Origin of the sequence: Thiocapsa sp., assembly GCF_022340925.1 — a bacterium.
Lineage (GTDB): Bacteria > Pseudomonadota > Gammaproteobacteria > Chromatiales > Chromatiaceae > Thiocapsa.
In genome coordinates, this window is the sequence record NZ_JAJDNA010000067.1 from 1 (window position 1) to 19754 (window position 19754).

Genomic DNA, 19754 nt, shown 5'->3' on the forward strand with positions numbered 1-19754 from the left:
GAGCGCCTTCGGCTGAGTGCCGCTCTCCTGCAGACCCCTTTTAGCGCAGCTTGCGATGGCCGAACACGCTGAGCATGGAAAATAAGGTGAAACGGGGTGCTAGCTGACGACTGGCTCGAACGGCTTGGCTTCCGGCACGAAGACCACGTTCACGCTGAGTTGATGGGGGCTATAGATGGTCGTGCGCAGCAGCAGCCCCTGCTTGTGGACGACGGCCTGCTCGGTCATGGTCCGGATCTTGGTGGTGTCGTCGTAGTTGTCTTCGATCTCTTCATATTCGAGTCTCATGGCACACCTCGTGACGCGTCAGGGTTCACCTTAAAGCTAGTCCGTATAGGCAGGCTTGCAAGGGCTGGAGTGCTGGAGCCGGGCCGCTGTCCGACCGAGGCGTTCCGCCGGGGACGGCGCGGACCGCAACCGGTCGCGACCTCAGCGGCTCAACCCGTATGTCCAAGTTTACCGGGCCGGGGTTAAGAGGACGTGCCCGATCCCTGGGCCCCCGATCGGTCCGTTCCAGGGCCAGGCGTGGTGTCGGCCGCTCAACCAGTCCTCGAGCTGGTCGTCGCGGTAGGGTGAGAAGAGATGGCCGGACTGGCCGAGGGGGAGGGTCCCTCGGGTCCGGCGCCAATCCGCCGGGGTCTGTACGACCCGCATGGAGGGGATGAAGATGACTGTTTCCGGCGTGAGCGGCGAGGATTTCACGACATTGATCGTGTCAGAGTGACCACCCAGGCCCAGCGGGCCGACGTTGAACAGACGCCCCAGCAATGGCAGGTCGCGGAAGGCATGCGGGAAGGTCAAGGTACGGACGCGGTCGAGGCGCACGTCCTCGCCGCCGGTGCCCGTCCGGGCCAGCAGATCGGACATCGCCGCGACGAGCGCGCGTGCCCAGATCTCGGCGGGGCGCTCGATCGCAGGCGTGGTGACGTCGTCCCAGAAGCTGGACCGCCCGGTGCGAAGCGTCTCGAACAGCGGGCTGTAGGCGAAGATCCCCATGTCCGCCAATACCTCGAGGTCGGCGCCGAGCTCGTCCTCGTAGAGGGCGCGGAGCAGGGCCGGCTCGAGCAGCGCGAACAACGCCGCGGACCGGCTTGCCCCCGCCATCTCGCCATCCCAGTCGAGCAGCTCCTCGGCAGCGATCGACCAGGCATCGGCGTCGACCGCCCGCAGCTCCGACTCGAGCGTGCGAAGTGACCTCTGGGTCAGCCGAGCCAGGATGCTCAGGCGGTCGCTCTGGATCTCCGCCATGTCGGTCGGGGTGAGGGGGCCGGCTGCGGCCAGTCGCTCGGCGATGCGCTCGGCGCGGAACGGGGCCATCCAGGCATTGCTGATTCGGATCGGGTAATCGGGCGGGACGATCCGGTTGTTGGCGGTGATGAGTGCCGATCCGGCAGGACCGAGGATCCGCGGGTTGAGGGCCTGGGGGATCAGACCCCGCCAGGCATAGCCGCCCTCCCAGCCCGGCGACGGGAAGGCGCCGGACCCCTCGCCGCGCTGGGGGAGGAGTCCGCTGATCTGCAAGCCGATGCCGCCGTCGCGGTGGGCGAGCAGGAGGGTCAGGGCGACGTGCCTGAAATCCAGGACGGCCGCGGCGGCGTCCGCCAGCGTGCTGGCCCGGTTGAGCCGGACGAGCCCGGCGAAGGCCCGATCCGGCAGGTCGGTCGTTCGGCGCAGGGCGAGCAGGTGCCGGGTCTGGACGCTCGGAAGATCCATGGGCGTGTTGGTGCTCGGGCCCAGGATGTCGTTGACGATCACGCCGTGACGGGTCGAGCGGATGACGAGATCCACCGGCTCGGCGCCCATGACCGCAATGGGCGTGGTCCGCCTGCGGATGCGCTCCTGCCCGCCGTCCGGACGCTCGACATGCTGCCCGTCGGCCACGAGCCGCTCCACGAAGAGGTCCTGGGTATCGGCCATCGTGCTGGTGAAGCCCCAGGCGAGGTCCCGGTTGTGGCCGATCATCACCAGTGGCACGCCCGGGAGGCTCACGCCCGCCGCCTGCAGTCCCGGCGCGTTCAGCTCCAGCTCATACCAGATGCCAGGCATGGAGGGGGCCAGGTGGGGGTCGTTGGCAAGCAGTGCCGCACCCGTCCTCGTGCGCGCCCCCGTTACCGCCCACCCGTTGCTCGCCGGTGCCGGCAGCGGCAGCCCCAGTCGCTCGACCACCCGAAGTGCAGGCTCGATGGTCAGGGCGCCCCCGCCCCCCTGGCTGCCCCGGATGAGGTTTCGCGCAAGCTCGCCGGTCAACTCGGGTGCCACGGTCGGCGCGGGGATGTCGGCGTCGACAGGAAAGAGCTCACGGGCGCGCTCGGGCCCGATCCTGGCCGCCAGGCGCAGGAAGGTCAGCTCGCCGCGCAGGTTGTAGGATTGGACCCAGGCCATGTAGCCGCCGATCAGCAGGCTGTCCTCGGGTGTCCAAGGCACGGGTCTGACCCTCGCGATGAGATATTCCAGCGGGAGTCGCCAACCGGCCTGCGCCTCGGCCTGATAGGCGTTCACGCCAGCGGAATATGCCCTGAGCATGGCCCGGTCGGCCTCGTCCAGTGCGGCCAGACTGCGACCGGCCTCGACGTCGAGACCGAGGGTTCGAAAGAGACGATCCGCAGGCAGTGCCATAGGGCCGAGCCATTCGGCGAGCCGCCCTCCGGCGACGCGGCGCAGCAGGTCCATCTGCCACATCCGCTCCCTCGCCACGATATAGCCTTGAGCGAACAGCAGGTCGTGGATGTTCTCAGCCTCGATGGTTGGCACCGCGCCCGGACCGAAGTGCACATGCACGGCTGCCGCCAGCCCGGACAAGGCGAAACGGCCGTCGTATGGCGGCTCGGCCCGCTTCGCGATCCAATAGATCCCGCGCGTCCCCGCGAGCGCGACGACGGCGAGGATCAGGCTGCCAATCAGGATGACAGGGCGCGTCATGACGGGAGCTCAAGATCGGCCTGACCGGAGACGGATATCAGGAATGCCCGGGGGGTTGCCCCGGCGTCTGGTTCGTCTGCCCCGTCGCCGAAGGGCCTCGCGCGCCGATGCAACGAAGGCCCGTCGCAGCGCGCGGCTGTGTGCGTGGACGACCTCTCCGTGGCTGTCGAGGTGTCCCTGCTCGGCGCCGCTCCAGATCCGGACACGATCTAAGGGGCAGCTTGACCGGCCGGGCGAATCCCCCGCACGAAGGCGATGAAGCCCTCGCGCTGGCTGGCGACCAACTCGGCCGGTCCGTGCAGCTGCGGGTAGAGGTTACCTTGCGGGGTCTCGACCAAGCCCGCGAGCAGCATCCGATCCGCCAGGACCTCGTCGCTCGGCCCCATCCCGACGCTTCGGCCATAGCTGCCACGCAGTTGGACCAGGGTGGCCGGGATGGCCTCCGTGCCGATCTCGCTCACCTCCGGCTCGACCGGGGTCCCATCGGGTCCTTGGAACTGGGATTTCCAGCGCTCGATGTTGGCCTCGAGGGTCCCGCCCTGGCCGGAGCCGAAGTAATAGACGACGAACTCGGCTCCTTCGCCCTCGGCGGCGGGGATTCGAAACTGGACCTGACGCATCTGGCTCTTCGGTGGCTCGGCGACCCAGTCGTCGGGCACGCCGGACTCAAAATCAAGGAAGGCGACCGTTTGATCCGCCGAGGCAAGGCCGGCGCCGGCGAGGAGGGCGGAGGCGAGAAGCAGCGAGCGCGGTACGAGGGCCATGCGATTGACTCCGGGGGATTTGGGGGTTCCAGGATCTCCATCGAATCGCGCAAGCGGATCCGCGCTCGGCGAAGATTGGGTACTATCCGGCCATCTTTCTCATGATAGCCGTCCCTGCGAGGAGTTGCTGCGATGTCCGACCGACCCGATGCCGATGCCGTCAAGACCTACCTGATGGATCTGCAGGACCGGATCTGCGCGGCGCTTCGCGAGACCGATGGGGGGGCGGGGTTTCGCGAGGACGCCTGGGAGCGCGACGGCGGCGGCGGAGGGCGAACCCGTATCATGCAGGACGGGGCTGTCTTCGAGCGTGGTGGCATCAATTTCTCCCAGGTGTTCGGGGAGCGTCTGCCGCCGTCGGCGAGCGCAAGCCGGCCCGAGCTGGCGGGACGCGCCTTTCAGGCGATGGGTGTGTCGCTGGTGGTCCATCCCCAGAACCCCTATGTGCCGACTTCCCACCTCAACGTGCGGTTCTTCCTTGCCGAGAGGCCGGGGGCCGAGCCGGTCTGGTGGTTCGGCGGGGGCTTCGACCTGACACCCTACTATGCCTTCGAGGAAGACGTGCGGCATTGGCACCGCACCGCGCGCGAGGCCTGCCTGCCATTCGGCGAGCATGTCTATCCGCGCTATAAGGACTGGTGTGACCGGTATTTCTATCTGAAGCACCGCGACGAGCCGCGCGGAGTGGGCGGACTCTTCTTCGACGACCTGAACGAGGGCGGCTTCGATCGCAGCTTCCAGCTCATGCGAAGCGTCGCCGAGCATTATCTCCCGGCCTATCTGCCGATTGTACATCGCCGCTGGGCGAAGCTCTTCGGGGACCGCGAACGGGCGTTTCAGAAGTACCGCCGCGGTCGCTACGTGGAGTTCAATCTGGTCTATGACCGCGGCACACTGTTCGGGCTCCAGTCGGGCGGGCGCACCGAGTCGATCCTGATGTCCCTGCCGCCGGAGGTCAGCTGGCGGTACGACTGTCGACCGGAGCCGGGGAGCCCGGAGGCCGAGCTCTACGAGCGTTATCTGAAGGCCCGGGACTGGCTGGCCGACGAGACGCCCGAGCGCGGATAGGTCAACCCTTCTGGTATTCCGCCTTCGAGCCCGTCATGTCCCACGCGAAGGTGCAGTCCAGATGTGACAGGACCGCGATCAGTCCACTCTCACCATCTTCGACCATCACGGCGATCGGCGAACGTTTGTTGAACTGCTTGTTGGCGCGCTTGACCCAGATGTGACGCATCTCGGGATTGCGTGGAAAGTAGGTGTGCAGCGCATCCTCAATCCGCACCAGGTAGGCGAGACGTCGGTTGACGCTGGGGTCGTCCGGGAAGCAGTCCTCCTCTCGGAAGCGGCTGAGGTTGCGCGCCTTGATGCTGTCGGGGAGCTGGAGGAGCACGAGGGTGTCACTGGCGCCGAGGCCCCAGCCTTCCAGGAGCGCCATGATGCGGCGTGTGAGGATACAGCGCTCCTCCAGTGTGAGCTCGGACATAGAAGCCAGCCTCTTGCGGAACGCACGCCTGCGCGGGCATGCGTCTGTTGAATACGACTGGGGAGGGAGGTGGCGCCGGCCGCGGACAGATGCAACCCTGCTTTGCACCGCGTGCTTCCGGATGCCGGGGTCCGGCCTCAGCGGGGCACACGCGTGATCCGCAGCACCAAGGGGATCTGTCTCAGTCGACGCATGATGCGGGCGAGATGGGCACGGCTCTTGACCAGGATCACGAACTCGAGGGCAGTCGTCATGCCGTCTTTCTCGCGCGACTGGACATTCTCGATATTCGAGCCGAGCTCTGCGATCGCCCCGGCGACCACGGCCAGGGCGCCGCGGCGATTGCCGATCTCGACCCGGACCTCGGTCGAGAACTCGCCGTCCGGCTCGCTCGCCCATTCGACATCCAGGCGTTTGTCGCGCTTAGTCTCCAGGCTCCCGAGGTTGCGGCATTCGCCTCGGTGCACCACGATCCCGCGGCCCGGGCTGAAGAGGGCTGCAATGGCGTCTCCGGGGATCGGCCGGCAACAACGCGCGAAACTGACCACCATGCCTTCGGTGCCGCGAATCGCGAGGCGTTGCCGAGGGATGTGATGATCGGTCGGCGACTCGGTCTCCTGGTCCTCGCCCCCCGCCAGACGACGGGCCACCAGCGCGGCCAATCGATTGCCGAGCCCGATATCGCCGAGCAGGTCATCCAGGCTGTACTGATTCGCCTCTTCGAGATAGGTGGCGAGCCGGATGGGGTCCAGACTGTCCAGAGAGGTGCCGAGGGCGTTGAGCTCGGCCGTGAGCAGGCGCTGTCCCAGGGCCAGGGCCTCACGCTGCTTGAGGTTCTTGAGATAGCCGCGGATGCTGGCGCGGGCCTTGCCGGTGACAACGAAATTGAGCCACGCGGGATTCGGCTTCGCGCCCGGTGCGGTGATGATCTCCACCGTCTGACCGCTGCGCAGCATGGTGCTGAGCGAGACCATCCGCCGGTCGATGCGCGCGGCGACACAGGTGTTTCCGACATCGGAGTGAATCGCATACGCGAAATCGATGACCGTGGCGCCGCGCTTGAGCGTGAGGATTCGCCCTTTCGGCGTGAAGACATAGACCTCGTCCGGGAAGAGATCGACCTTGACGTGCTCCAGGAACTCCACCGAATTGCCGGCGCCGCGCTGCATCTCAAGCAGATTCTGCAGCCACTCGGCGGCAAGGGCCGTGGGGTTGGCCGACGCCTGCGCGCCGCTCTTGTACATCCAGTGCGCGGCGATGCCGGACTCCGCCATGCGCTGCATGTCCTCGGTGCGGATCTGGATCTCGATATGGATGCCCTGAGGGCCGATCAGGACGGTATGCAGGGACTGATAGCCGTTTGCCTTCGGGATGGCGATATAGTCCTTGAATCGCCCGGGAACGGGTTTGTAGAGGTTATGGACCAGGCCCAGGACCCGGTAACAGGTATCGACACGGTCGACCGTCACGCGGAAGGCGAAGACGTCCACCACCTCCGAGAACGCCCGGCGCTTCTCTCGCATCTTGCGATAGATGCCGTAGAGGTGCTTTCGCCGGCCTTCCACCTCGCCGTTGATATCCTCCTGAAGCAGCGCGCGTCTCAGGGCGGTCTGGACGGTGCCGACCATCTCGGTGCGTGCCCCGCAGGTCCTCTGCAATGCGTTATGGAGGATCTGACGCCGCCAGGGCCAGTGGTGGAGGAAGCCGAGCTCTTCAAGCTCGACCCGGACGCGATTGATTCCGAGCCGGTTGGCGATCGGGGCGAAGATCTCGAGGGTCTCACGCGAGATCCGCCGGCAGGCATCCGGCTGCATGGCCCCGAGGGTGCGCATATTGTGCAACCGGTCGGCGAGCTTGATCAGGATGACGCGGATGTCGCGGGTCATCGCGAGCAGCATCTTCTGCAGACTGGCGGCCTGGGCCTCGGCGCGGGATTCGAACTCGATCTGGGAGAGCTTGCTCACACCGTCGACGAGCTCTGCGATCTCCTCGTCGAACGCGGCCGCGACCTGCTCCTTGGCCACCGGCGTGTCCTCGATCACGTCGTGCAGCACGGCCGCGATCAGACACTTGTAGTCCATGCGCATCTCGGCCAGGATGCGCGCGACCGCCACCGGGTGATAGATGTAGGGCTCGCCGGACCGGCGACTCTGTCCTTCGTGAGCCTCGGCCCCGAAGAGATAGGCGCGATAGAGCTCGCTGACCTGCTCCGGCGGGAGGTAGCTCTCGAGATAGGCGCAGAGATCGCTGATCAGGTAGCGGACGGCGGGGGCATGCTCGATCGCGGCGGCGACCTTGGGACCAGGGGCGGCATCCCCTGTCGGCTCGCGTTCAGTGTCGCGCGCAACGGCCGGGATCATGGGTGTGGACCGGCCTGGGTCCAACGCGAGACGCGCCCCGGCGAGTCGATCGACCGTCACCTGGTCGCATCGCTCGGTCGAACGCCGTTCCTCGCGCTGCCACATGGGTCGGCTCACTCGCGCAGATCACCCTTCGGCTCCGCTTCACCCAGCTCGGCCGCGAGCTCCTCGGCGAGTGCCTGCTCCAGGGCGGCAGTGGTCTCGTCGATCTCGCGCTGGGTCTCCTGGACGGTCGTCTTGGAGACATTGCCCTCGGCGATCTCGCGCAGGGCCATGACGGTCGGCTTGTCGTTCGCCCACGGGAGTGTGGGCTCGACACCGTTTGCCAGCTGGCGCGCGCGCTTGGTCGCGAGCAATACGAGATCGAACCGGTTGTCGACGTGCTTGAGGCAATCCTCGACGGTAATTCGTGCCATGCGTCTACATCTCCTGGGTATGCAAAAAGGGGCGGGGAGCGCTCGCGCGACCCAGCCGGTCGGCGCGCATTTCTGCAAGTGTCAAATATTCGACCAGTCCCGGCGAGCGCCGTTCGCGGCGCGGCTTGAGCGTGAGCCTATCATAGGGAGATCAGGAGTAGGAGCCGGGTCCCCGGCGAATCCGGGGTTCAGGTCGCCGGGTCGAGCAGGAACCCGAGCCGAGCCCGTTGGCGATCCAGGCGTTGCCGCTCGGCGACGGTGATCGCAGCAAGTGCATCCAGGGCGGTGTCGAAGTCCTGATTGATGACCAGGTACTCGTACTCGTCGAAATGCGACATCTCTTCGCGCGCCTGTGCCATGCGGCCCTGTATCGTCCGGTCGCTGTCCGTGCCCCGCGCGCGCAGTCGCCGCTCCAGCTCTGAGATGGACGGCGGCAGCACGAAGACGCCGACCGCCGACGGAAAGCGCTCGCGCACCTGTCTGGCGCCCTGCCAGTCGATCTCCAGGATGAGGTCCTGCCCGGCGGCCAGGCTTGCCCGGACGTCGGCCTCACGGGTTCCATACAGGTTGCCAAAGACCTCGGCGTGCTCCAGAAAGTCTCCCGTCGAGATGCATTGCCGGAATGGTGCTTCGTCCATGAAATGGTAGTGCACGCCGTCCCGCTCCCCCGCGCGAGGCCGGCGCGTGGTGCAGGACACCGAGAGCGACAAGCCCGGATCGCGCTCGAGCAGCGCCTTGACGAGCGTGGTCTTCCCGGCTCCGGACGGCGCCGAGACGATAAAGAGGATGCCTTCGGTCATGGTGCGCCCCGCTGCTTGCCGTGCTACTCGAGGTTTTGAACCTGCTCGCGCATCTGCTCGACCAGGACCTTCATCTCCACCGCCTCGCGGGTCAACTCGACGTCGACCGACTTCGAGCCCAGGGTGTTGGCCTCGCGGTTGAGCTCCTGCATCAGGAAATCCAGGCGGCGCCCAACCGGCTCAGGACGTCTCAGCACATCGCGCACCTCGGCCACATGGGCTTCGAGTCGGTCCATCTCCTCGTCCACGTCCAGTCGCGCGGCGAGCAGGGCCATCTCCTGCTCCAGTCGCCCCGCATCCAGCTCCGCGCGCAGCTCCGCGAGGCGCTCGGCCAGGCGTTGACGCACCGCCGCCATCACCTCGGGCATTCGGCGACGCACGCGCACCACGCTGTCCTGTAAGCGATCGCAACGCTCGATCAAGAGGGCCTCGAGGCGTTGACCCTCGCGTTCCCGAGTCGCGAGCAGGGCATCGATCGCGCTTTCGAAGAGATCCAGGGCGGCCGCCGTCACCCGGTCGAGATCAGGTCCCTGCTCCTGCAGCACCCCGGGCCAACGCAGCAGCTCGAAGGGCGACGGCTCGGCGCCGCATCCAATGATCGCACCGATCTCCTGGCCAGCCGCCAGGAGCTGCTCGACGAACGCCCGATTGACCCGCAAGCTGCCGCTGGACCCGACGGCCCGCACGTAGCGCAACGTGCAGTCGAGCTTGCCGCGCTGCAAGCGGGCAGTCAGTCGCGCTCGGACAGCGGTCTCCAGGGCCCTCAGCTCCTCGGGCAACCGAATGTTGGGCTCGAGATAGCGGTGGTTGACGGCCCTCAGCTCCCAGGTCAGCTCACCGAAGTCCGCAAAGCGCGACTCGCGCGCAAAGGCAGTCATGCTCTTGATCATGTCCAGTCTCATCGGTGATGGTGTCGAGGGGTTCGCTCGGTCGTCTCCGACGGGTTCGAGACCCCGTTCGAGGCATGCCGCGCCCGGGTCGCTGCACCATTATGCTGGCCGGAGTCCTTGAGGCAAAGGTGCAAGGACCGGGCGGCGGCCGCCGCCGAGGCGGCGAGACCGAGTCGGTGCCCGGCACCGGACGGGCCAGGCTCCCGCCCGGCGCCGTCGGCGCGCCGCGGGACCACGCCCGCAGTGCTGCGTCGGGGCCGCGCTCGCGCTTTTCGATCCGTTGCCTTGTTTGACGTCAGGGCGCAGTATGATCACTGCGGTGAAGCATCCACACTCGACCCGGTGGCGCGGGCCTGTGATCCGCCCCCATGGAGACCGACTGGCACGACGATGGCCGCCCAGCGAGAAAGCCTCCCCCCCGGCACCCTGTTGGGCCCCTATCGGCTCCTCAAGACGATCGCCAAAGGTGGCTTCAGCCTCATCTACCTGGCAGACGACGAGGACACGGGGGAGGAGGTCGTGATCAAGGAATACATGCCGAAACGGATCGCGCAGCGCGATCGCGACGGTCGCGTGATGCCCCTTGAGCCGCGGTTCGGCGAGAACCTCTATCAGGGGCGCAAGCTGTTCTTCCAGGAGGCCGCGGCCCTCGCCACGCTGAAGCACCCGTCGATCGTGCGGGTGCTGGATTTCTTTCTCGCCAACGACACCGGCTATCTGGTGATGCCGAATGAGCGCGGACGCAATCTCGGCGCCTACATCCAGGAGCGGCGGGGCGGCCTCAGCACCACCTTCATCCTCGACGTCTTCGTCCCCATTCTCGACGCTCTGTCACTGCTTCATCGCCGCTCCATGGTTCATCTGGACGTCAAACCCGGCAACATTCATCTGCGTCACGGCAACCGCCCCATTTTGCTCGACCTCGGTGCCGTGCACCGGTTTGCGCGGGGTGGGGCCCGCGGCGGACAGGTGATCACGGCTGGCTATTCGCCCCTGGAGCAGTACCAGCGTCACGGTCGCATCGGACCCTGGACCGATGTCTATGCGGTCGGCGCGAGCATCCGCGCCTGCATGGACGGACGCACCCCCCCGCCGACGCCCGAGCGCCAGAAAGAGGACACCCTGGTTCCAGCCGCGGTCGACTTGAAAACTCGGTATCCTATGGCGTTGTGTGAGTTGGTTGACTGGTCGATGTCCATGGAGATCGACCAGCGGCCCCAGGATGCCGGGGAATTGCGTGCTGCCTTGGGGCAGCGGCTGGCCGAGGGGTCAGGTCTCTCGCCCGCGCGGTCGGCACCTGCGCCCGAGTCGGAAGGCCTCGGCCGCCCGGACAGCGGTGGGCCCCCTGGCGGGCGTTGAGTCAAGCCCCCATCAAATCATGCGCCCGGATCAATCCCCTGAACGGAGTGAATGCGCCCATGCGACCCTCCAAACGCCGTCCCGATGAGCTGCGTCCGATTCGCTTGACGCGCGGTTTTACTCGTCACGCCGAGGGCTCGGTGCTCGTGGAGCTCGGCGATACCCGGGTGCTGTGCACTGCGAGCGTCGAGACGCAGGTCCCCCCTTTTCTGAAGGGGCAAGGCAAAGGCTGGGTCACTGCCGAATACGGCATGCTTCCGCGCGCCACCGACCAACGGACCCCGCGCGAGGCGGCACGCGGCAAGCAGGGTGGCCGAACCCTCGAGATCCAACGGCTGATCGGTCGTTCGCTGCGCGCCGCGATGGATCTGCGGGCGCTGGGTGAACGCTCGATCACGCTCGACTGCGACGTCTTGCAGGCCGACGGGGGCACCCGGACCGCTTCCATCACCGGCGCATGGGTTGCCTTGCGCGACGCGATCGACGGGTTGCTCGCGCACGGCGAGATTGCGGTCGATCCGATCCAGGCGCAGATCGCGGCTGTGTCCGTGGGGATCTTCGACGGCGTGGCGGTGCTCGATCTCGACTATGCGGAAGATGCGGCGGCCGAGACCGATATGAATCTGGTGATGGACGGCGAGGGACGCTTCATCGAGGTCCAAGGGACGGCCGAGGGCGTGCCGTTCAGCCGTGAGGAGTTGGATGCGCTGCTCGGCCTGGGTGCGGCCGGCATCCGCGAGATCCAGGCCGCCCAGCGCGCCGCCCTGCAGCGCGCCTGAGGCGCTTGGTTCCGTCGATCGGGTCACGCATGCACGAGCGTGTCACATGCGCTTTGCGGTGCAGACCGCCGTGCCTCCGCGAGCGGTTGCGACGCCTGACCTGTCGAAGAAGAGGAGCAGAGCATGAGCCTCCCGCATCCGGGTGAGTCCATCGTCCTGGCCAGCAACAATGCCGGGAAGGTCCGTGAGATCAACCAATTGCTCGGGGGTGCGCGGATCCGGATCGTGCCGCAAAGCGATTTCGGTGTCTCCGACGTCGAGGAGACCGGACTCACGTTCGTCGAGAATGCGATCCTCAAGGCGCGTCATGCCGCTCGCCACAGCGGTCTCGCTGCGATCGCGGATGATTCGGGCCTGGAGGTTGATGCGCTCGGCGGTGCGCCGGGCATCTATTCGGCCCGTTATGCGGGGGCGGGGGCGTCCGATACGGACAACCTGGTCAAGCTCCTTGCGGATCTCGAGGGTCTTCCGGCATCCGAGCGCAGCGCCCGGTTCCAGTGTGTCCTGGTCTATCTTCGTCACCCCGAGGACCCGACGCCCCTGATCTGCCAGGGAACCTGGGAGGGGGCGATCCTCAACGCGCCGCGCGGGGAGCACGGTTTCGGCTACGATCCGGTGTTCCGGGTGCCCACGCATGGCTGCAGCTCGGCCGAATTGGATCCCGAGACCAAGAACCGGCTGAGCCATCGGGCTCAGGCACTGCGTCAACTGCGGGCGCTCCTCGAGGCGGCCGGCACCGGGACCTGAATGGCGATGACCAGTCAGCCAAGGGATGACACCGGCGACGCCGGCATCCCTGCGCGTCTGAAAGAGGTGCAGGAGCGCATCCGCGCGGCGGCGGTGCGCGCGAAGCGCACGCCGGAGGGCATCGAGCTTCTCGCCGTCAGTAAGACCCATGGAGCGGACGCCATCCGGACGGCCTACGCCTGCGGTCAGCGGGCCTTCGGCGAGAGCTACGTCCAGGAAGCGCTCGGGAAGATGGTCCTGCTCGAAGATCTGGATATCACGTGGCACTTCATCGGCCGGGTGCAGGCCAACAAGACCCGCCAGGTCGCTGCCCACTTTCACTGGGTGCACGGCCTGGCCGATCCCGCCCATGCCCGACGCTTGAATGATCAGCGTCCGGCCGACCTGCCTCCTCTCAAGGTCTGCGTGCAGGTCAATCTCAGCGGCGAGGCCAGCAAGGCCGGTCTCGAGCCGAGCGCAGTCGCGGCCCTGATCGCCGAGTGCGAGACCTTGCCCGCTCTCCAGGTCTGCGGGCTGATGACGCTGCCCGCGCCGGCGCAGGACGAAGAGGCCCAGCGCCGGCCGTTTCGGACACTGCGGGTCCTGCGTGACCAGCTGGCCACGCCGACGCGGCCGCTGCGCTGTCTGTCGATGGGGATGTCCGACGATCTGGAGGCGGCGATCCTGGAGGGCGCTACCCTGGTCCGCGTTGGCACCGCAGTCTTCGGTCCGCGGCCGTATAATACGAAGTGAGTCGGGCGGTCGCGAGAGGGTCGTCGAGCCGCAAAGATGCGAAGGGCGGAAAGCGGGCCCTGCGTCGTGATACCGTGGGGGCGCTCGGCGCAGCTCGGTCGGAGTGCAGGCCCGCCGAGCGAGACCCGCCATGCGCCGCGCGTCTCTGCGGTTCCAATTCTCGGATCCGGCCTGATCATATCCCACTGACTGCTCATCTTGGCTTGTGATCTCTCAAGGGCTCGACATGACGACAACCAGGATTGCCTTTATCGGTGGCGGCAACATGGCCACCAGCTTGATCGCGGGTCTGATCGCCGACGGGTATGCGCCGGAGACCATCCAGGCGGCCGATCCCAACCCGGAACGACGCGACCTCTTGCGCTCCCGCTATGGCGTGCGAACCTTTGCAGACAACATCGACGCGGTGAACGGGGCCGACACGGTGGTCGTGTGCGTCAAGCCGCAACTGGCGAAACAGGTCTGCGCCGAGATCGGGGATGCCGTGGCGGCCCGCGCCCCTCTCGTCATCTCGGTCATGGCCGGCGTGCCCGAGCAGGCCATGCAGCGCTGGCTCGGCGGCGCGCTGCCGTTGGTGCGGGCGATGCCCAATACACCCGCGATGGTCCAGACGGGCGCGATCGGGCTGCATGCGAGCCCGGAGGTCGGTGACGAGGGTCGCAACCGCGCCGAGACGATCCTGCGTGCCGTCGGACTGACCCGGTGGGTAGCGAGCGAGGCACAGATCGATGCCGTGACGGCCCTGTCGGGCAGCGGGCCGGCCTACTTTTTCCTCTTCATGGAGGCCTTGGAGGATGCCGGCGTCGCCCTGGGTCTCGATGCCGAGACCGCGCGACTGCTGACGATTCAGACGGCCCTGGGGGCGGCCAAGATGGCCGTCGAGAGTGAGGACCCGCCGGGACGCCTGCGCGAGCGTGTCACCTCGCCCGGCGGCACGACCGAACGTGCGCTCGAGCACCTTCTCAAGGCCGATCTGCATGCCCTGATGAAGCGGGCCGCGCGTGCCGCACACGATCGCGCCGTCGACATCTCTCGGAGCCTGGCGGAGCAATCATGAGCGGCTCTTATCTGACCGACCCGTTCGTGTTCCTGATCCAGACCCTGTTCGGGCTCTACATTGCACTCGTCGCCATCCGTTTTCTGCTGCAGTGGGCGCGCGCGGACTTCTACAACCCGATCTCCCAGTTCGTGGTGAAGGTGACCTCGCCGATTCTGCGCCCGCTCCGTCAGGTGATCCCGGGCTATGCAGGGATGGACCTGGCCGCGCTGGTTTTGGCATGGTTGCTGAAGTCGGTCGAGCTCGCATTGCTGGTCCTGTTGCTCGGCCTGAACGCCCCCGTGCTCGGCGCCCTCGGGTGGGCGGTGCCGGCAGTGATCGAGCTCTTCATCAACATCTTTCTGTTTGCGATCCTGATCCGCGTGATCCTGAGCTGGGTCAACCCCGATCCCTACAACCCTGCGGTCTCGCTGCTGACGCGTCTCACGGATCCGCTCATGCGCCCGGCACAACGTGTGATTCAGCCGATCGGCGGGCTCGACCTCTCCCCGATGGTCGTCATGATCGCCCTGGTGCTGCTCGAGATGATCCTGATCCCGCCGCTCAAGTGGCTGGTCGGCAGCCCCCTCTAACGGTCGGCGGCGTTACGCGGAATGGCCTGGTTTCGCTGGGATGGAGAGGATCTGGAGCTCTCGCTACGCGTGCAGCCGCGGGCGCCCAAGGATGCCTTCATCGGTCCCCAGGGAGATCACTACCGGGTTGCCGTCAAGGCGCCGCCGGTCAACGGCAAGGGTAATCTCGCCTTGCGGCGGTTCATCGCGAAGGCCTTCGGCGTGCCGCCGTCCAAGGTCGCCTTGATCGGCGGCGATCACGCCAGATACAAGCGGCTGCGGGTGCAGGCGCCGCGGACCTTCCCGATCCCGTTGGACCCGCTTTGAGGCGGATGAGGTCGGTCGAGTCCGTTGCAGGCCCTTGCGTGAGCCGGGCCGCGTCGCCAACTCGCTCTTGGGTGAGGTCTACATGCACGTCAGTCGAGGTTTCGCCATGTTCAGCCCCAGGATCTTGAGGCTCATGATCGCCGCCGGTCTGCTCGCCACTGGAGGGGTCCGGGCGGAGAGTCCTGTCGTCGCCGGCGATTACAGCATCTATTACAGTACCGTCAACGCCGAGGCGCTGGATCCCGAGATCGCCGCGCTCCACGGGATCCTGCGGAGCAGGCTCAGCGGGTTGCTCAATGTCACGGTCGTCAAGCGGCAGGCCGACGGTCGCGGGCAGAACGTCCCGGCGCGTGTGGAGGCCACGGCGCGCTCCGGAAGCGGACCGGTGAGCTATATCCCGATGCGCGAGATCAGGGTCGGCGAGGGCATTTCCTATATCGGCCAGTTCCCCATTGAAGATCTCCAGATCGTCGACTTTGCCATCCAGGTGACGCCGCCTGGTGGTGCGGAGCCTTCTGCCATCGAGCTGCGGGAGCAGTTCTTCATCGATTGAGCCGGCCGGGCTTGGGGGCTTGAGACGAAACGGCGCCTGTGCAACTCCGACGCGCGACAGCGCCTGTTCGGCTCCCCGGCTCTGCTCACAGCGAGCTGCCGGCGAGCAGCTGTAACAGGGCATGCACTCCGAAGCCGATGACCAACACTCCGGCCACCTTGCGGACCCAGGCTCGCTCCGCGACGCGGGCCGCCGCGCCGGCAAGCAGGCCGATGCCGAGGAGGTTCGGAAGGGTTCCGAGCCCGAAGGCCAGCATCACCAGAGCCCCCTTCACGACGCTGCCGGTCGCGACCGCGGTGATCAGGACGCTGTAGACCAGGCCGCATGGGATCCAGGCCCAGAGAAATCCGAGAGCGGCCGCCTGCGGCGGGCGGCGCACCGGCAGCAGGCGCCTCCCAAGTGGCTCGACGTGCCGCCAGAGGACGGCGCCCTGACGCTCGACCACGGCGATCAGGCGGCACCAGCCGCCGAGGTAGAGCCCGAGCAGCACCATCACGACACCGGCGACGGCATAGAGCGCACGCTGCATGACCTGAAGGGTGTCGAGCTCGAGCAGCAGCGCGCCCAATCCGCCAAACAAGGCTCCGGCGGTCGCGTATCCTGCGATCCGTGCCAGGTTGTAGGTCAGCTGGAAGGGCAACATGAGCCAGGGATCGCGGCGAATGCGCTGATCGAGTCCCATGGTGAGTGAGCCGATCAGTCCGCCGCACATGGAAAGACAGTGGACGCCGCCCAGCAGACCCACCACGAAGGCGGTCAGGTAGATGCCCAGTGGGTTGCTGCTCATGGTTGGTCCCTGATGGAGGGGGTGGGTGCACCGATTCTGGCGCTCGAGCTGCAAGGGTGCGACGGCCGGCCATCTCTGCGGATGCCCGGGTCGCGTGTCGCGCACCCGAGCCCGGCACGCAGCACCACTGTGCCAGATCGGACCTTCGGTTTTGCGGCCTGCGCACCTCTGCGGCTCGAGGGCGTTCCCCCAGGCCAATCGCTCGAACGGAGCCCCTGATGAAAGACTACCAGCGCGAATTCTTGGCCTTCGCCGCGCAAATCGGCGCCTTGCGGTTCGGTGACTTCAGACTCAAGTCCGGACGTCAGAGTCCCTATTTCTTCAATGCCGGCCTCTTCGACACGGGTGCCCGCCTGGCGAGACTGGGGCGCGCCTATGCCCGCTGTATCCTGGATTCCGGCCTGCCCTTCGACGTGCTCTTCGGGCCGGCTTACAAAGGGATTCCCCTGGCCGCCTCGACCAGTATCGCCCTGGCGACCGAATTCGACCGGGACACGGCTTATGCGTTCAATCGCAAGGAGGCCAAGGATCACGGCGAGGGCGGCGTCATTGTGGGTCGTCCCTTGGCCGGCCGGGTTCTCATCATCGACGACGTGATCACGGCGGGCACCTCGGTACATGAATCCGTTCAGCGCATCCGCGACGCCGGCGCCGAGCCAGCGGGCGTGGTGATCGCACTGGACCGCCAGGAGCAGGGTCGAGACGGGGGCTCGGCCATCGCGGAGGTGAGGGCGACCTTCGGTATCCCCGTCCACAGTATCGTGAGTCTCACCGAGCTCGTCGCCTATCTCGACGAGCGGCCGGAGCTGGATGCCTTCGCCGGGGCAGTGCGGGCTTACCGGGCAAGGTACGGCGTCTGATCATCGAGACCCTGCGTTCCAGGGGCGCGAACGAAAGAGACGGACGATTCATGGCTTGCCTTGCCCCGGAGGCTCGCCCCGTCGACCAGAGCAGCGCCGAGGGCAAACCGATCGATGCAGGAGGCCTTGCACGGGCAGGTGGTGGAACCGCTGCTCAACGGCTGCGGATCAGAGTCCCGACCCCCTCATCGGTGAAGAGGTCCAGCATGACAGCGTGCTCGACCCGCCCGTCGATGATGTGCGCCGACTTGACCCCGGACTGAACCGCCTCGATCGCGCATTGGACCTTGGGCAACATGCCCCCGGCGATCACACCCTCTTTGATCAGGGTCTGGACACGACCGATGTCCAGCTCCGAGATCAGTGCCCCCTCGGAATCGAGGAGGCCCACGGTGTTGGTCAGCAGCAGCAGTTTCTCCGCCTTCAGCACCTCGGCGATCTTGCCCGCGACCAGATCCGCGTTGATGTTGTAGGAACGCCCGTCCTCGCCAACCCCGATCGGAGCGATCACCGGAATGAAATCGCCCTCGACCAGCAGATGCACGACACCGGCGTCGATGCTCTCGACCTCGCCGACATGGCCGATGTCGATGATCTCCGGCACCGCCAGCTCGGGCGCGTCGCGCCGCAACAGGAGCTTGCGGGCACGGATCAGATCCCCGTCTTTGCCGGTCAGGCCGACCGCCGATCCGCCGTGCTGGTTGATGAAGTTGACGATCTCCTTGTTGACCAGCCCCCCCAGGACCATCTCCACCGCGTCCATGGTCTCCGCATCGGTGACCCGCATGCCCTGGACGAACTCGCTCGCCTTGCCAAGTCGCTTGAGCAGTGCCCCGATCTGCGGACCGCCGCCATGGACGATGACCGGGTTGATCCCCACCAGCTTCATGAGCACCACGTCGCGCGCAAAGCCCTGTTTGAGGGGCTCGTCGACCATGGCGTTCCCGCCATATTTGATCACCATGGTCTTGCCGCGGAACCGCCGTATGTAAGGCAGCGCCTCGATCAGGACATGGGCGATGGCGTGGGCACGTTCGTTGAGGATGGACATGGCATCGATTCGATCGGGTTGGGATGACTCAGAAAGGCAGGATGAGCCCGGGTGCGGCCTCCCGCAGCAGCTGTCGAAAACGGTCCTGCATGGCCTGGAGCTCGGCCTGATCATCACCCTCGAAACGGAAGATCAGCTTGGGCAGGGTATTGGAAGCCCGCACCAGACCCCAGGCATGGGCGCCGTCGAGCCGCAGGCCGTCCAGGGTCTGCACCTCCAGATCCGTCAAGCGATCCGCCATCGGGGCCACCCGAGCCATGATCCGCTCGGCTTCCCCCTCCGGCAAGGGCAAGGCCAGCTCCGGTGTCGCGATGCCGCCCGGCAGACTGCGGAAGACGGCATCCGTGGGCTGGCGGGCACGTGACAGGATCTCCACGAGACGCGCCCCGGCATAGACGGCGTCGTCGAAGCCGAACCAGCGCTCCTTGAGCATGATGTGACCGCTGAGCTCGCCGGCGACCTGGGCGTCGGTCTCGCGCAGCCGAGCCTTGAGGGGGGCATGACCGGAGCGCGAAAGGACCGGCTGTCCGCCGGCGCGACGGATCACCTCGGCTAGATACCGCGAGCACTTGACGTCGAAGATGACCTTGGTGCCCGGATGGCGTGCCAGGATATCGACGGCCAGGTACATCAGGACCCGGTCGGCGGGGACGAAGCCGCCCTTGGCGTCGATCACACCGAGCCGGTCGCCGTCGCCGTCAAAGCCGAGACCCAGCTCGGCACCCTCTTGCACCACCCGAGCCGCGAGGCCTTGCAGGCATTCGGGCCGGGCCGGGTCCGGCAGTCGCGCGGCCACTCCTCCTGCGGGGTCGCAGTCAAGCGTGAGCACCTCGCAGCCGAGCGCTCGGAAGACCGCCGGAGCGATGGCGGAGACGGTGGCGTCGCCGCAGTCCAGGACCACCTTCAGGGAGCGCGCGAGGTGGATGTCGCGGGTGATGGTGTCGCGGTAGCAGTCGGAGAGATCGCGCTTGGCATAGGCGCCGCACCCAGACAGGAGACGCCCGTCAAGGATACGTTGCCGCAAGGACTGGATGGTCGCCCCATCCGGACTCAGACCGCCGAAGACCAGCTTGACGCCGTTGTACTCGGCCGGGTTATGGCTTGCGGTCACGATGGCGCCGGCGTGGCGTCCCGCGCGGCAGCAGGCGAAATAGACCAGGGGGGTCGGGGCCACCCCGAGGTCCACGACATCGCGCCCGGCGGCTCGGAGTCCGGTGATCAACGCCCGACAGAGCATCGGGCTGGTGGCGCGGCAGTCACGCCCGACCATGACCGTCTGGTCACCACGTGCCGCGGCCTCGCTTCCCACGGCCCGG

Annotated in this window: 21 protein-coding genes; 10 read left to right on the forward strand and 11 right to left on the reverse strand. The window is 66.9% G+C overall.

The genetic code is table 11. The annotated features are described in order from the left end of the window. Positions 1-99: 99 nt before the first annotated feature. From LJE61_RS08555 to LJE61_RS08565, 3 genes are all read right to left on the reverse strand, one after another. Positions 100-288 carry a hypothetical protein gene (locus LJE61_RS08555; protein WP_296914557.1) on the reverse strand — a complete coding sequence of 63 codons (189 nt, stop codon included), beginning with the start codon at positions 286-288 and terminating at the stop codon, positions 100-102. Between the two features lie 168 nt (positions 289-456). After that, the gene (locus tag LJE61_RS08560) at positions 457-2919 is read right to left on the reverse strand and encodes a penicillin acylase family protein (RefSeq protein ID WP_296914560.1); all 2463 of its coding nucleotides are present in this window, start codon (positions 2917-2919) and stop codon (positions 457-459) included. Between the two features lie 209 nt (positions 2920-3128). Continuing rightward, on the reverse strand, positions 3129-3683 hold the full coding sequence (locus LJE61_RS08565) for a hypothetical protein (RefSeq protein ID WP_296914563.1): 555 nt from the start codon (positions 3681-3683) through the stop codon (positions 3129-3131). 132 nt (positions 3684-3815) lie between these two features. On the opposite strand from LJE61_RS08565, the gene hemF reads away from it, so the two are divergent. Next, positions 3816-4751, forward strand: coding sequence for an oxygen-dependent coproporphyrinogen oxidase (hemF, locus tag LJE61_RS08570; protein WP_296914566.1), 936 nt, complete (start codon positions 3816-3818; stop codon positions 4749-4751). A 1-nt stretch (position 4752) separates the two neighbouring features. Here hemF and LJE61_RS08575 read toward each other — a convergent pair whose 3' ends face one another. From LJE61_RS08575 to LJE61_RS08595, 5 genes are all read right to left on the reverse strand, one after another. Beyond that, the gene (locus LJE61_RS08575) at positions 4753-5169 is read right to left on the reverse strand and encodes a DUF2384 domain-containing protein (protein ID WP_296914569.1); all 417 of its coding nucleotides are present in this window, start codon (positions 5167-5169) and stop codon (positions 4753-4755) included. A gap of 137 nt (positions 5170-5306) precedes the next feature. Next, a complete protein-coding gene (locus LJE61_RS08580) occupies positions 5307-7529 on the reverse strand; it encodes a RelA/SpoT family protein (RefSeq protein WP_519972673.1) in 2223 nt (740 codons plus the stop codon). A 113-nt stretch (positions 7530-7642) separates the two neighbouring features. Further along, complete coding sequence (gene rpoZ / locus LJE61_RS08585; RefSeq protein ID WP_296914573.1) at positions 7643-7945, reverse strand: DNA-directed RNA polymerase subunit omega; 303 nt, start codon at positions 7943-7945, stop codon at positions 7643-7645. 188 nt (positions 7946-8133) lie between these two features. Continuing rightward, positions 8134-8745 (reverse strand): guanylate kinase, encoded by a 612-nt coding sequence (gmk, locus tag LJE61_RS08590; protein WP_296914576.1) that lies wholly within the window; start codon positions 8743-8745, stop codon positions 8134-8136. Positions 8746-8768: 23 nt separating this feature from the next. Then, positions 8769-9635 carry a YicC/YloC family endoribonuclease gene (locus tag LJE61_RS08595; RefSeq protein ID WP_296914578.1) on the reverse strand — a complete coding sequence of 289 codons (867 nt, stop codon included), beginning with the start codon at positions 9633-9635 and terminating at the stop codon, positions 8769-8771. 390 nt (positions 9636-10025) lie between these two features. Here LJE61_RS08595 and LJE61_RS08600 point away from each other — a divergent pair, with 390 nt between their 5' ends. The 8 genes from LJE61_RS08600 (at position 10026) to LJE61_RS08635 (ending at position 15740) form a co-directional block, all read left to right on the forward strand. Next, positions 10026-10994 carry a serine/threonine-protein kinase gene (locus LJE61_RS08600; RefSeq protein WP_296918081.1) on the forward strand — a complete coding sequence of 323 codons (969 nt, stop codon included), beginning with the start codon at positions 10026-10028 and terminating at the stop codon, positions 10992-10994. Between the two features lie 59 nt (positions 10995-11053). After that, positions 11054-11773 (forward strand): ribonuclease PH, encoded by a 720-nt coding sequence (rph, locus tag LJE61_RS08605; RefSeq protein WP_296918083.1) that lies wholly within the window; start codon positions 11054-11056, stop codon positions 11771-11773. A gap of 123 nt (positions 11774-11896) precedes the next feature. Continuing rightward, positions 11897-12520, forward strand: a complete 624-nt coding sequence (gene rdgB, locus LJE61_RS08610) for an RdgB/HAM1 family non-canonical purine NTP pyrophosphatase (protein ID WP_296918085.1) — start codon at positions 11897-11899, stop codon at positions 12518-12520. 6 nt (positions 12521-12526) lie between these two features. Next, positions 12527-13252, forward strand: a complete 726-nt coding sequence (locus tag LJE61_RS08615) for a YggS family pyridoxal phosphate-dependent enzyme (protein WP_296918087.1) — start codon at positions 12527-12529, stop codon at positions 13250-13252. A gap of 226 nt (positions 13253-13478) precedes the next feature. Continuing rightward, positions 13479-14309, forward strand: coding sequence for a pyrroline-5-carboxylate reductase (gene proC / locus LJE61_RS08620; RefSeq protein WP_296918089.1), 831 nt, complete (start codon positions 13479-13481; stop codon positions 14307-14309). After that, on the forward strand, positions 14306-14881 hold the full coding sequence (locus LJE61_RS08625; RefSeq protein WP_296918090.1) for a YggT family protein: 576 nt from the start codon (positions 14306-14308) through the stop codon (positions 14879-14881). The genes proC and LJE61_RS08625 overlap by 4 nt, the downstream gene beginning before the upstream one ends. A gap of 21 nt (positions 14882-14902) precedes the next feature. Further along, on the forward strand, positions 14903-15187 hold the full coding sequence (locus tag LJE61_RS08630; RefSeq protein WP_296918092.1) for a DUF167 family protein: 285 nt from the start codon (positions 14903-14905) through the stop codon (positions 15185-15187). A gap of 34 nt (positions 15188-15221) precedes the next feature. Further along, the gene (locus LJE61_RS08635) at positions 15222-15740 is read left to right on the forward strand and encodes a DUF4426 domain-containing protein (RefSeq protein WP_296918094.1); all 519 of its coding nucleotides are present in this window, start codon (positions 15222-15224) and stop codon (positions 15738-15740) included. 85 nt (positions 15741-15825) lie between these two features. On the opposite strand, the gene LJE61_RS08640 is transcribed toward LJE61_RS08635, so the two are convergent. Further along, positions 15826-16527, reverse strand: coding sequence for a sulfite exporter TauE/SafE family protein (locus LJE61_RS08640; protein ID WP_296918096.1), 702 nt, complete (start codon positions 16525-16527; stop codon positions 15826-15828). 218 nt (positions 16528-16745) lie between these two features. On the opposite strand from LJE61_RS08640, the gene pyrE reads away from it, so the two are divergent. Continuing rightward, positions 16746-17387, forward strand: a complete 642-nt coding sequence (pyrE, locus tag LJE61_RS08645) for an orotate phosphoribosyltransferase (protein WP_296918098.1) — start codon at positions 16746-16748, stop codon at positions 17385-17387. Between the two features lie 154 nt (positions 17388-17541). Here pyrE and argB read toward each other — a convergent pair whose 3' ends face one another. Further along, positions 17542-18438 (reverse strand): acetylglutamate kinase, encoded by an 897-nt coding sequence (gene argB, locus LJE61_RS08650; protein WP_296918100.1) that lies wholly within the window; start codon positions 18436-18438, stop codon positions 17542-17544. A gap of 28 nt (positions 18439-18466) precedes the next feature. Beyond that, positions 18467-19754: phosphomannomutase/phosphoglucomutase (locus tag LJE61_RS08655; RefSeq protein ID WP_296918102.1), on the reverse strand; the 1288-nt coding region annotated here is incomplete at its 5' end.